Genomic DNA, 11727 nt, shown 5'->3' on the forward strand with positions numbered 1-11727 from the left:
CCGGCGCATTGTCATTCGCGCCGGCGCATTTTCAGTGATAAGGACAGCGTGGAAAACGTTAGAACGCGTGCGTGATACCCACGCGGGCGACGGCCTGGTTGTCGGTGCCCGAGGGGTTGAAGCCCGTGATCTGCGCGTTGTCCGCCGAGCCCGCCGCGTGCTGGTACACGCCCATCGCATAGAGCGACGTGCGCTTGGACAGCGCGTACTGGCCGATCAGGTTGACCTGGTGATACTTCGGCGATTTGTCGGTGGCGTGGTCCTGGCCCACCGTGTAGGTGTAGCCCGCGCCCACGACGAACGCGGGCGTTACGGCATACGTACCCGCCACTTCGAAGTTCTGGAAGTGCAGGTCGCCGCTGCCGGTGGCCGAGGCGAAGTCTACGTTCGAGTAGTTCGTCATCAGCTTGAGGCTGCCGATCACATACGACGCGCCGGCCGAAAGGATGCCCTGGTAGCGTGCGTTGGCGAGCGCGTCGCCGAAGATCGAGTTCACGAAGCTGCCGCCGCTGCCATAACCGGCCACTGCCGTGATCGGATCGTTCACGCGCAGGTAGCCCACGCCCGCGCTGAATGAGCCGAGCGTGTAGGCCGCCGCCGCGCTATACGAGGCGTTGTTCGAGAACTGGCCCGCCTGGCCGCCAAACGAATAGTGGCCTTCGAACTGGAAGCCGGCGAGCACGGGGCTCACGTACTTCACGGCGTTGTTGACAGGGAACCCGTTGTCGAGGTTGTCCATGTCGTTCGGGTGTGCGAAATACCAGCCGCCGTAGTTGCCGTTGAGCGAATACGGCTCGATCAGATCGACGGTGGCGTCCCATTGCTTGCCGAAGGTGATCTGGCCATATTGATCCGACTTGAAGCCGACATACGCGTTACGCGAAAACGCGAGACCGCCGCCCAGACCGCCCGTCGCCGCGTTGAAGCCGCTTTCGAGCCGGAAGATCGCGGCATAGCCGCCGCCCAGGTCTTCGGTGCCGCGCAGACCCCAGCGGCTGCCGGCGGGCACGCCGCTTTGCATCTGCACGAGCTTGCTACCGGTGCCCGGCACGAGCTGGCCGTTCGCTCCGTTCGCCACGTTGCTGGCGTAGTCAACACCGAGGTCGATGAGGCCGTACAGCGTCACGCTGCTTTGGGCGTGCGCGCCCGCTGCGGCCAGCGCCAGCGGCAGCGCCGCGAGAATCTTCTTCTTCATTTAAGTCTCCTTATCATGGGGCCGCATTGCGCGGCCCGGCTTTTCTCGTTGGAATCGTTTTATCTCGCGCAGCGCATCGCGCTTACGCGCCAAGCGACTTCTGCACCTTCTGCGCGACATCGGCGGGCACCCAGGTCTTCCACATCTCGGGGTGCTGCTTGAGGAACTTGAGCGCTTCGTCCTGGGCATCGACCTTATGCTCGGTCATGTCGAGAATCGTCGTGTTCAGGAAATCGATGGGGAAGTTCACTTTCGAGAAGAAGGCCATCACGTCGGGCTCGGCCTGATAGAACGGTGTCGAAACGCCGATCTTCAGCTGCGAGACCAGATACGACGAGGCGCAGGGCTGTGCGCTGTTGGCGTCGCGCAGCGTCTTCCAGCATGCTTCGTTGAATGGCGGCATCTTGAGTTGAACGAACTTGTACTTCGCCATCAGCGCGGCCGGCTCCCAGTAGTAGGTGAGAATCGGCTTGCCGCGCGCGTAGGCCGAGGAGATGGCCGCGTCGAGCGCCGCGCCCGTGCCGGGGCGGAAGTTCGTGTAGGTGTCGTCGAGCTTGAGCAGCTTGAGCAAGCGCGTATTCACGCGTTCGCAGTCCCAGCCCGAGGGGCAGTTGAGGAAGCGGCCGCGATCCGGTTCCTCGTCATCCACGAAAAGGCCCTTGTATTTAGGCAGATCGCTCACGGACTGAAGGTCGGGCGCGCTCGCCTTGATGCCGCGCTTCGCGTCGCCGTGCACCACGTAGTCGGGCACGTACCAGCCTTCCTTCGTGCCGCCCGGCAGCGTGTCGCCCACGAGCTTGACCGAACCCGCCTTGACAGCGCCTGCGATGATCTCCGAGCGGCCCGTCCACTGCTCGGACCAGACCTGCAGGTCGTTGCGCGAGAGCGCCGTTTCGGTGGCCGCCGTGCTGCCGGGCACCGTGTCCGTCTGGCAGCTATACCCGTTCTTGAGGATGTAGCGCAGCACTTCGCTCGTGAAGTTGCCGCTTTCCCATGTGACGCCCGCGAAGCGCACGGGCTTGCCTGCGCTGCACCAGGTGCCTGCGGCGTGCGCCGGCAACGCGGCGAGGGCGAGCGGGGCTGCAAGGCAGGCTGCGCGCAAGAGGGTGGTCAGGCTTTTCATTACGTGTCTCCGTTTTATTGAAATGATTCGGAATGCTTCAGATGGGGCTGGCATCTCGTTCGTTGCTGCGGCCCAATGAGTCTTTAGTCGTAACGGCTGTCGTGTGCGCGTGTGGCGGCGAGCATGGCTTCGTCGAGTTCGATGCCAAGGCCGGGCGCATCGCCTAGCTCGATCCAGCCATTCGCGTCGATGTCGATCACGTGCTTGATCGGGAAGTCGCGCCGCGCCGGCGTCCATTCGGGCGGGTCGTACGGAAACTCGACGAACGGCGCTTGCGCAGCGCCTGCCACGACATGCAGGTTTGCCGCGAGGCCAATGCCGTTGCCCCACGTATGCGGCGTGAACACCTTGCCGTGCGCCTCGATTTGCGCCGCGAGCCGCCGCGCGCCCTCCATGCCGAGCGTGCAGACGACATCGGGTTGATAAACGTCGAGGCAGTCGTGCGCGAGGAGCGCCGCGAATTCGTGTGCGTCACGCGTCATCTCGCCGCCCGCGATCCGCACTTCCGTTTGCTGGCGCAATTGCGCGTGGCCCGCGTAGTCGCCGCGATGCAGCGGTTCCTCGACCCAGTACACGCGATGCTTTTCGATCTGGCGAATCACGGCGAGCGCTTCGTCGGCGCGCCACGGCGCCTGGGTGTCCCACGGCATGCGCCAGCCCTGGTTGCAATCCACCATCAGCTCGATGTTCTCGCCCGCGGCTTCGCGCACGGCGGCGAGCGCGGCGAGGTCGTCGGCGAGGGTCGGGCGGCCGAAGCGCACCTTGAGCGCCGGGAAGCCGCGCGCGACGGCATGCTCGGCCCACTGCGCCATGCCTTCGAGCGTGCGATGCACGCCAGAGGACGCATAGGCCCGCACCCGTTTCGAACGGCCTCCGGCCATTTGCCAGCACGGCTCGCCGCGAATTTTCCCGGCGAGGTCCCAGAGCGCGACGTCGAGCGGCCAGAGGCGTCCCGCGTGGAAGCTGAGGTTCTCGAGCACCGCCGAATGCCGCGCCAGATCGAGCGGGTCGGCGCCGATGAAGAGGTCGCGGTAGTCGTCGAAGCCGTACATCGCGTCGCCGGAGCCGATGCCCACGCGGCCTTCGTTGTCTTCCACGCGCACGATCGTCGCCGGGAAGGCGCGCCGCGGGCGGCTGTCCCACGAGGCGGGGAACGGCGGGTCGAGCGGCAGCCGGTGCTGGCTCACGGTGATGCGTGCGATGCGGTTCGTCATGGCGCGTGGGGCGCCGCCTGGGGGCATGCAGCATGGCGTGGCTTACGTCTGAAGATACGCATGCGGCGCGCCGTGGGGCGGGCGATTGTCTCCTTGGCCTTGTCAGGCGTTACGGCATCCTAGAGGGTCAATTTCGTGCACTCAATGAAGTCAATTGAAGTAAATGACAGCCTTCATTTCCGAGGATTGGGCGCGATAATGACGCAGCCGTCGCGCCGTGCCGCGGCGTGCACTTCTCCTTCGGGAAAACCATGAATGGCTGGATGCCCACGCTCTCGCGCAGCAGCGAACCCAAGTACCGGGCGATCGCCCAGGCCTATTCACAGGCCATTCACGGCGGCCAGATGCTGCCCGGAGAAAAGCTGCCCGCGCACAGGCTGCTCGCGAAGAAGCTCAGCGTCACGACGGGCACGGTAAGCCGTGCTTATGCGGAGCTGGAGCGCGGCGGTCTCGTGGTGGCGCGCGTGGGCGACGGCACCTATGTGGCAGAGCCCGATGCTGACGGCGCGCGCATCCAGGACCGCACGCGCACCGCGCCCGAGTCCAGCGAGCGGGCCGCCGCCGCGCAGGTCACGCCGGGTGCGCCGGGCGTCCATGCTCCGGGACGCCTGATCGATCTCGGCCAGAACGTACCGATGCCGACCGACGAAGCCTTCCTGCTGACCCAGACCTTGCGCGAACTGGCCGCCGACGAGCGGCTCGCGGGCGAACTGCTGCTTTATCAGCCCGAAGGCGGGCGCCGCTCGCACCGCGAGGCGGGTGCGCGCTGGCTCGCGCGCATGGGCTGCACGGTGGCCGCCGAGCGTGTGCTGGTGACGCAGGGCGCGCAGCATGGTCTTGCGTGTGTGTTGCGCGCGGTACTGCGGCCAGGCGACACGATTTTCGCCGAGGCGTTGAGTTATCCCGGCATCGTCGCGCTCGCGCGGCAGTTGCGCTTGAATCTCGTCGGCATCGAAATCGACGAGGAAGGCATCGTGCCCGCCGCGCTCGAACGCGCGTGCGGACTGCTCGCCCCGCGCGCGCTCTTTTGTGTGCCGACGCTGCACAACCCGACCACGGCGACACTCTCCGAAGCGCGCCGCGCGCAGATCGCCGAGATTGCCGTGCGCCATCACCTCGTCGTGATCGAGGACCTCGTGCCCGCCGCGTTGCTCGATGCGCCGCCCACGCCGCTCGCCGCGCGGCTGCCCGAGCATGGCATCGTCATCAGCAGTCTTTCGAAGGCGGTTGCGCCGGGCCTGCGCGTGGGCTATGTGCAGGCGCCGCAGGACTGGGTCGGCAAGATCCTCGCGGTGATACGCAGCGACTGCTGGATGACGTCGCCGCTCGCGGCGGAGATCGCGGCGCGCTGGATCGTGGATGGCGAGGTCGATCGGCTCGTCGCGCAGCAGCGTGCGCAAGTGGACGCGCGCCATGCGATCGCCGCCGAGGTGCTGGCGGACTGGACGTATCGCACCGATCCGGCGAGCCCGCATCTCTGGCTGCCGCTCGCCGAGCCCTGGCGCGCCGCCGAATTTTCCGCAGCGCTGCGTCAGGCCGGCGTGCTCGCGAAAACGGCGGACAGCTTCGTGATCGGCCGCGGGTCGGCGCCGCACGCGGTGCGCTTGAGCCTCGGCGGCGCGCGCAGCCATGAGGCGCTGCGAGAAGGGCTCGAGTTGCTCGCGCGCACGCTGCGTAACGGGCCGGAAGGCCTTTATTCCGCGTGACGGCCGCCCTTTAGCTTCGCGCGGCGTTACTCCGCGATGAACGAGACCGTGCGCTTGCGCCGCTCATCGACCGAAAGCGCGAACACATCGGGCCGCGCGTAGTGGCCCACCACATCGAAATCGTAGCGGGCGCGCGTGAGTTCGTCGGTATCGATCTCGGCGACGACTAGTCCGGTTTCACCGCGCAGCGGGCCGGCCAGCACATCGCCTAGCGGCCCGACGATCAGGCTGCCGCCATTGATGAGCGGCCGATTCTCGTCCCAGCCCGGCACCTCGACGCCGAGCGCCGCGGGCGAAGGCTGCACCTGGCACGCGCTGATCACGAAGCACCGTCCTTCGTGCGCGATATGGCGCATGGAGCACTGCCAGATGTCGCGTTCGTCGACGGTGGGCGCGCACCAGATCTGCACGCCCTTCGCGTACATCGCCGTGCGCAACAGCGGCATGTGGTTTTCCCAGCAGATGGCCGCGCCCGCGACGCCGGATTCCGTGCGAACGGTGGGCAGCGTCGAGCCGTCGCCCTGGCCCCAGATGAGCCGTTCCGTGCCCGTCGGCATGAGCTTGCGATGCTTCGCCACGAGCCCTTCGCCCGGATTGAAGAACAGCGCCGTGCAAAAGAGCGTGCTACCGTCGCGCTCGATCACGCCGATCACGAGCGACGCGCCGCAACGCGTCGAAAGCTCCGCGAGCGCTTCGGTTTCCGCGCCGGGCACGTCGACCGCATTCTCGTAGTAGCGCGCGAATGCCTCGCGGCCTTCGGGCAAGCGGTAGCCGAGGCGCGTGCCGAATATTTCTCCCTTCGGGTAGCCGCCGAGCAACGCCTCGGGCATGACGACGAGCTTCGCGCCCGAGGCGCGGATCTGCGCTTCGAAAGAGAGAATCTGTTCCAGCGTTTGCGCTTTGCCGGCGGCGGACGATCCGATCTGCAGCGCGGCGACTTTCGACTTGGCCATGATGGCTCCCAGGGGTTGGACTGCCCACATCTTTCCACGGCGATAAAATCGCGAGAACGTATATCGATACTATGTGATATGAACCAGTTTGATATCGCCGGCGTGGACCTGAATCTGCTGAAAATATTCGAGGCGCTGTTCGAAGAGGGCGGCGCGAGCCGCGCCGCGATTCGCCTCGATATGACGCAGTCGGCCGTGAGCGCGGCGCTCAGGCGGCTGCGCGCGCTCTATGCGGACACGCTGTTCGTGCGCACCGGCCGCGGGCTCGCGCCGACCTCGCGTGCGCAGGAACTCAAGCCCGTGATCAGCGAAGCGCTCGACCGTTGCCGCCATAGCCTCGCGATCGCCTCGCCCGATGCCACCACGTTTCACGGTCGCGCGGTTTCCATCGGGCTTTCGGACGACTTCGAAGTGGCTTTCGGCCGGCGCATCATCGAAACGCTGGAAACCAGCGCGCCGGGTCTGCGCATCATCTTTCGCCAGACGCACAGCCAGATCGTCGCCGATGCGCTTGCCAATCAGGACATGGATCTCGCCGTCGCGGCGGGCGGCTTCGCTTCGCGCGGGCTGAGTCACCGCGTGCTTGGCGAAGGCAGCTACGCGTGCCTCGTCGACGACGCACCGCGCACGCCGCGGCGTTTGACGCTCAGCGATTACGTGTCGAGAGGGCATATCCTGGTGTCGTCGGGCGGCGTGGTCGGGATCGTCGACGAAGGGCTCGCCGCGCGGGGCCTGAAGCGTAATGTCGTGGCCTCGACGACGCATTTCGCCGCGTTGCCCTTTCTGCTCAAGGGCACGCGCAGCGTCGCCACGATTCCGCGCCACGCGGCCGAGGCGATCGCGCGCGTGGCGGGCCTGAAGCTGCTCGCGTGTCCGGTCGATCTGCCGCGCTATCCCGTGGAGCTCGGGTGGCGCAACAGTTCGCTGCGCGACGCCGCCATCGTCAAGGTCCAGGCCGCCATCATCGCGTGCTTTCCGGCTAAACACTGATCGACACGCACGCGCCATTCGCGTTGAATGATCGGGCACGAGATTTGCGTCGAAGTATCGATTTCCCAGAACGACGATAACGACGATAACGACGATATCGACGGACTCGACAAGGAGTTTCTCCGCATGCGCGCAATGCCTTTCCCCGACGGCTATACGATCGAGTCACATTTGCAAGAACCGCGCGACCTGCGGCGAGTGCCCATTCATCCCGACCACTGGTATCCGCTTGCCTGGTCGCGCGAAGTGAAGCCTGGCAAGACGCTGGGCACGCATTTCGCCGGCGAGCCCATCGTGCTCTTTCGCACCGCATCCGGCGCGGTGCACGCGCTCGAAGACCGCTGCGCGCATCGCCAGGTGCCGCTGCATGCGGGCGTGGTGGAGGGCGAGTCGCTGCGCTGCGGCTACCACGGCTGGACCTACGACTGCTCTGGCCAATGCGTGGACGTGCCTTACCTCGGCAGGGAGCGCCTGCCCAACGGCGTGCGCGCCTATCCGTGCCGCGAGGCGCACGGCATGATCTTCGTCTTTCCCGGCAACGCCACGCTCGCCGAAGCAACTCCGCTGCCCGTGCTGGATTCGGTCACGGACAAGGCATACAAGACGCGCCGCTTCGGGCGCGAGGTGAAGTGCCACTACTCGTTCATGCACGAGAACCTGATGGACATGAATCACCAGTTTCTGCACCGCCGACAGATGGGGCAGATGCGGGCGCGCTCGCTTGGCCGGCGGCGCGGCGAGAGTTCCATCGAAGTGGACTACACGTTCGCGCGCATGGCGGGCAAGCAGCCCGCCGGTGAGGCGCTCGTGTTTGGCGCGAGCAAGAACCGCGCGAACCCGAGCGACCAGAGCGTGATGACGATCCGCACGGAATATCCGTATCAAACGCTGAAAATACGCTCGGGCGACGACTCGCTCCTCATGGACCTGTGGATCGTTTATGTGCCGCTCGACGCGCGCCAGCGCACGAACCGGACTTTTGGACTCCTTTCGGTCCGCAGGCCCTCTATTCCGTTCCTGCTCGACGCGGCGTGGCCGCTGCTGGTCTGGTTCACGGAGCGCATTTTCAAGGAAGACCGCACCATCGTCGAACTCGAACAGGCCGCGCACGACAACCAGGGAGCGGACTGGAATCACGAGGTGTTTCCCGTCATCAACGAATTGCGCGACCTGCTGCGCGATTGCGGCGAGCGCACCGTGATTCCCATTCGCGAGATTAGCGAAGCCGATGCCTGAGGCGAAGGCGCCTTGCGCTCGCGTCAGGCCGTTTTTCTGGCGCGCGGCTTTGCAGGCGCTTTTTTCTTCGCGTTGCCCTGATTGAATTCGATCGCCGCGCGAATGAGCGCTGTGAGCGCGCGTTTGTCGACCTTGTCACCTTCGAGATAGTCGATAGCGCGTCGCGCGTTGCCGTCGAGCCCCGCGTTGAACAGCTTCTTCGGGTCGGGCAGGCTCGCGCCGTACAGGAACGTGAGCTTCACCTTCCCCTTGTGCGCATTGCCCACGGCGATCATGCCGTCCCGATACCACACAGGGCTGCCCATGTATTTCCATTCCTCGACGATCGCCGGGTCGGCAGCGAGAATGGCCTCGCGCATCGCGACGAAGGTTTCGCGGCGCCAGTCGGTGAGTTCCGCGATTAGCTGGTCAATCCGTTCCGATGGGGTCATTCGTTCTCCGTGCCTTGGATAACTTCCTGTTGTCGGGCAATCAGGATCGTAATGTAGCACTGAGGTCACCCGCTGACGTGGGCAATGACCATCGGAAGCACGAAGGGCAGGACGAGCGCGGAGATCGTGCCGTTCATCGCCATACCGAGCCCGGCGAACGCACCCGCCTCCTCGCTGATCTGGAAAGCCCGGGCCGTGCCGATGCCATGCGAGGCCACGCCGATGGCGAAGCCGCGCGCGTCGTCGCGCTGTATGCCGAGCACGCCCAGGATGAACGTCCCCATGACCGCGCCCGTAATGCCGGTGGCGATCACGATGGCGGCGGTCAATGCGGGCATGCCGCCCACCTTTGCGGAGATCAGCATGCCGATGGCCGCCGTGACCGACTTCGGCGCGAGCGAGGCGACCGTTGCGGGCTGGCAGCCGAACATCACGGCGATCGCCACGGCCGAAACGACGGCCACGCAGCTGCCGGCGAGCAGGCCGAACACGAGCGGAACGAAAGCGTTGCGCAGTTTGTGCAGTTGACGATGGAGCGGCACGGCGAGCGCCACGATCGCCGGCCCGAGCAGAAAATGAATGAAACGCGCGTGCTCGAAATAGGCCTGGTAAGGAATGCCAGCTAACTTCAGCAGACCCGTGAGCAGCAGGACGGCGATCGCGACAGGGTTTGCCAACGGGTTGCGGCCGCAGCGCTGGTGTATCCAGCAGGCGAGCAGATAGACGCCGATAGTCGCGGCGATGGCGGGTACATCCGAACTCGTGAGCCACGCGCCGATGAAGGCAGGCACCGCATGGTCAGGCATGGTGGGTCTCCTCGCGCATAACGGCACGTAGCGGAACATACCGGCGCGAATGCGCCGCAGCCGCTCAGGGTTCGATCTTTGCGGACGGCATCGATGGTTTTGACTTTCTTTCGAGCAACGCGCAAGTCACGAGTCCGCCGGCGGCGATCGAAAGCGCCGTGCTCACCAGGATGGCGACAGCGATCGCGAATAGTTGACCCTTCAACACGCTGGCGAGCGCAAACACGCCTGCGCCAGCCGGGATGAACAAGAGCGAAAGATGATTCAGCAACCCGAGCGCCGGACCTTCCACGTCGCGCTCGATTCGAGGCGCCGCTGAAAGCAGACAGAGCAGCAGCACGAGGCCGATGACCGGTCCGGGAATGGGCACGCGCGCGATCCACGCGATGAACTCTCCAACACCTTGTAGCGCGACGAGCAGCGCGAACGTGCGCACGAACGCCAGATCCGCCTTGACGGGCACCGGGGCATGCGTTGGGGAAGCGGCGGGGTGGCGCATCGGCAAGCTCCAAAGGAACGTAACGAACGCAACGACACGCCGGCAGTATCCGCCCGACTCGTGAACGAAAACATGGACGGCAACTGAAGAAATCGTTAAGTGTTGATCGTCGCGCCCGAACCGGCCGTCTTGGCGGAGCTGGATGCGTTTTGCGCTTCCGGCTCCATGAGGGAGATGGTGAAGAAGCTGCCCATAACCGCGGAAAGAATGATGAAGATCGATGCGGCATCGACAAGGAAGCCGAAATAACGGAATACGAGGAAGCAAATCGAAAGCGTCAACAAGTTAAGCGTAAGCCCGATGATGGCGGAGGCCTTCGGCACGGTGCGCATGAAGACGGCAAGCCGCGAATCGTTGCGCGGCACATACCAGATGAAGAACAGGCCGAGCGCGAGGATGAAAGCCGTTTCACACCAGATCAGCCAGTCCGGGCGCTGCAGAAATCGGCCCTCGAAAATCGTTTCGATCACCTGCGCCTGAATCTCGATGCCAGGCACCAGTTCGCCTAACGCCGTCGTGCGCATGTCGGTCAGCCCCGTGCCGGTGAGGCCCACGAGAATCAGCTTGTTGCGGATGCGGCTCGCATCGACCTTGCCTTGCAAAACGTCGCGCGCGGAAACATAGCGCTGCTGTGTGCGCGCAATCGAGGCGAAGTGCAGCCAGATATCGCCGTCGGGTTGCGTGGGCACCCGCACGTCCGCCACGCCGACGGCCCGCACGCCGGATGGGCCCGCGTACACCTCGATGGCCGGCGAGCCGGTGGCCACGCGCAGCATTTCGATGGGCAGGCTTGGCACGAGTTTGTCGCCAAGACCCAGCACGAGCGGAATGCGCCGCACCGTACCCTGTTCCTGTGCGACGTTGAGCATGGCCTGGCCGTGGGCCGCGCCCTGCAACTCGGGGAGGCTCGCGAGCACGTACGTGAAGCGGTGAACGTTCGCGAGGGCGTCCGGGCCGTGCACGAGCACGGGGGCGCTCAGGATGTCGGTGCGCGTCGTGGAGGTCGCGTAATCGAAGGCCGCTGCGCCGAGAATCGAAGGCGATGCGCGCAACGCGGTCGCGAGAATGCGCTCATGGCTGGGCAGCGCGCGCAGTTGCGTGGCGAGCGCGGCCTCAGAGGCGGGCAGGTTGTCAGCCACGATGCCAGGCGACGTCTGGTCGGGCTCGGGCATGTAGATGTCGAGGCCGATTGCCAGCGGTCTGTTCGCCTCGATCGCATCGACGAGCCCGGCGAGGCGGTTGCGCGGCCAGGGCCATTGGCCGAAGGATTCGAGCGTCTTGTCGTCGATCTCGACGATGGTCACCGGCTGCGTGGTCGGCACACGCGGAAAGCGGCGCTGGTAGTGGTCGAAAAGAAGCTGGCGTGCCGAGCCGAAGGTGTCGGGCAACACGGTGTCGAGCGTGTCGAGCAAGGCCGGACGCGCAATATCGCCGGGCCATTCGCTGCACAGGTTGATGAACAGAAGCGTCAAGAGCACCGCGAGCGCCCAGGGGCGCCCTTTGCGCGCCCGCATCATGCGCCTGAGGAAGGCGATGCATGAGTTGCGGTAGCGTTTCATGGTGGCATGGGATCG

General features: G+C 65.5%; 11 protein-coding genes. 3 read left to right on the plus strand and 8 right to left on the minus strand.

The genetic code is table 11. The annotated features are described in order from the left end of the window. Nucleotides 1-58 precede the first annotated feature (58 nt). The 3 genes from E1N52_RS05650 to E1N52_RS05660 form a co-directional block, all read right to left on the minus strand. Nucleotides 59-1195, minus strand: coding sequence for a porin (locus E1N52_RS05650; RefSeq protein ID WP_133180964.1), 1137 nt, complete (start codon nt 1193-1195; stop codon nt 59-61). Between the two features lie 82 nt (nt 1196-1277). Continuing rightward, nucleotides 1278-2318 carry an ABC transporter substrate-binding protein gene (locus E1N52_RS05655; protein ID WP_133180966.1) on the minus strand — a complete coding sequence of 347 codons (1041 nt, stop codon included), beginning with the start codon at nt 2316-2318 and terminating at the stop codon, nt 1278-1280. A gap of 83 nt (nt 2319-2401) precedes the next feature. Next, the gene (locus tag E1N52_RS05660) at nt 2402-3532 is read right to left on the minus strand and encodes a mandelate racemase/muconate lactonizing enzyme family protein (RefSeq protein ID WP_246088966.1); all 1131 of its coding nucleotides are present in this window, start codon (nt 3530-3532) and stop codon (nt 2402-2404) included. A gap of 251 nt (nt 3533-3783) precedes the next feature. Here E1N52_RS05660 and ehuR point away from each other — a divergent pair, with 251 nt between their 5' ends. After that, nucleotides 3784-5238, plus strand: coding sequence for a MocR-like ectoine utilization transcription factor EhuR (gene ehuR, locus E1N52_RS05665; protein WP_133180969.1), 1455 nt, complete (start codon nt 3784-3786; stop codon nt 5236-5238). Between the two features lie 26 nt (nt 5239-5264). On the opposite strand, the gene E1N52_RS05670 is transcribed toward ehuR, so the two are convergent. Further along, the gene (locus E1N52_RS05670) at nt 5265-6191 is read right to left on the minus strand and encodes a carbon-nitrogen hydrolase family protein (RefSeq protein ID WP_133180971.1); all 927 of its coding nucleotides are present in this window, start codon (nt 6189-6191) and stop codon (nt 5265-5267) included. Nucleotides 6192-6269: 78 nt separating this feature from the next. On the opposite strand from E1N52_RS05670, the gene E1N52_RS05675 reads away from it, so the two are divergent. After that, nucleotides 6270-7181 (plus strand): LysR family transcriptional regulator, encoded by a 912-nt coding sequence (locus E1N52_RS05675; RefSeq protein WP_133180973.1) that lies wholly within the window; start codon nt 6270-6272, stop codon nt 7179-7181. A gap of 126 nt (nt 7182-7307) precedes the next feature. Next, the gene (locus E1N52_RS05680) at nt 7308-8417 is read left to right on the plus strand and encodes an aromatic ring-hydroxylating oxygenase subunit alpha (RefSeq protein WP_133180975.1); all 1110 of its coding nucleotides are present in this window, start codon (nt 7308-7310) and stop codon (nt 8415-8417) included. 23 nt (nt 8418-8440) lie between these two features. On the opposite strand, the gene E1N52_RS05685 is transcribed toward E1N52_RS05680, so the two are convergent. From E1N52_RS05685 to E1N52_RS05700, 4 genes are all read right to left on the minus strand, one after another. Further along, nucleotides 8441-8848 carry a DUF1801 domain-containing protein gene (locus E1N52_RS05685; RefSeq protein ID WP_133180977.1) on the minus strand — a complete coding sequence of 136 codons (408 nt, stop codon included), beginning with the start codon at nt 8846-8848 and terminating at the stop codon, nt 8441-8443. A gap of 65 nt (nt 8849-8913) precedes the next feature. Next, nucleotides 8914-9654 (minus strand): LrgB family protein, encoded by a 741-nt coding sequence (locus E1N52_RS05690; RefSeq protein ID WP_133180979.1) that lies wholly within the window; start codon nt 9652-9654, stop codon nt 8914-8916. A 64-nt stretch (nt 9655-9718) separates the two neighbouring features. After that, nucleotides 9719-10153, minus strand: coding sequence for a CidA/LrgA family protein (locus tag E1N52_RS05695; protein ID WP_133180980.1), 435 nt, complete (start codon nt 10151-10153; stop codon nt 9719-9721). 95 nt (nt 10154-10248) lie between these two features. Then, nucleotides 10249-11712: a CHASE2 domain-containing protein gene (locus E1N52_RS05700; RefSeq protein WP_133180982.1), complete on the minus strand. Its 1464-nt coding sequence runs from the start codon at nt 11710-11712 to the stop codon at nt 10249-10251. Nucleotides 11713-11727: the final 15 nt, after the last annotated feature.

The organism is Paraburkholderia guartelaensis, from assembly GCF_004353905.1.
GTDB classification, from domain to species: Bacteria; Pseudomonadota; Gammaproteobacteria; order Burkholderiales; family Burkholderiaceae; genus Paraburkholderia; species Paraburkholderia guartelaensis.

Coding starts and splice junctions, on each gene's coding strand:
- E1N52_RS05650 (WP_133180964.1), bottom strand. CDS start 1,195: ATGAAGAAGAAGATTCTCGCGGCGCTGCCGCTGGCGCTGGCCGCAGCG.
- E1N52_RS05655 (WP_133180966.1), bottom strand. CDS start 2,318: ATGAAAAGCCTGACCACCCTCTTGCGCGCAGCCTGCCTTGCAGCCCCG.
- E1N52_RS05660 (WP_246088966.1), bottom strand. CDS start 3,532: ATGACGAACCGCATCGCACGCATCACCGTGAGCCAGCACCGGCTGCCG.
- ehuR (WP_133180969.1), top strand. CDS start 3,784: ATGAATGGCTGGATGCCCACGCTCTCGCGCAGCAGCGAACCCAAGTAC.
- E1N52_RS05670 (WP_133180971.1), bottom strand. CDS start 6,191: ATGGCCAAGTCGAAAGTCGCCGCGCTGCAGATCGGATCGTCCGCCGCC.
- E1N52_RS05675 (WP_133180973.1), top strand. CDS start 6,270: ATGAACCAGTTTGATATCGCCGGCGTGGACCTGAATCTGCTGAAAATA.
- E1N52_RS05680 (WP_133180975.1), top strand. CDS start 7,308: ATGCGCGCAATGCCTTTCCCCGACGGCTATACGATCGAGTCACATTTG.
- E1N52_RS05685 (WP_133180977.1), bottom strand. CDS start 8,848: ATGACCCCATCGGAACGGATTGACCAGCTAATCGCGGAACTCACCGAC.
- E1N52_RS05690 (WP_133180979.1), bottom strand. CDS start 9,654: ATGCCTGACCATGCGGTGCCTGCCTTCATCGGCGCGTGGCTCACGAGT.
- E1N52_RS05695 (WP_133180980.1), bottom strand. CDS start 10,153: ATGCGCCACCCCGCCGCTTCCCCAACGCATGCCCCGGTGCCCGTCAAG.
- E1N52_RS05700 (WP_133180982.1), bottom strand. CDS start 11,712: ATGAAACGCTACCGCAACTCATGCATCGCCTTCCTCAGGCGCATGATG.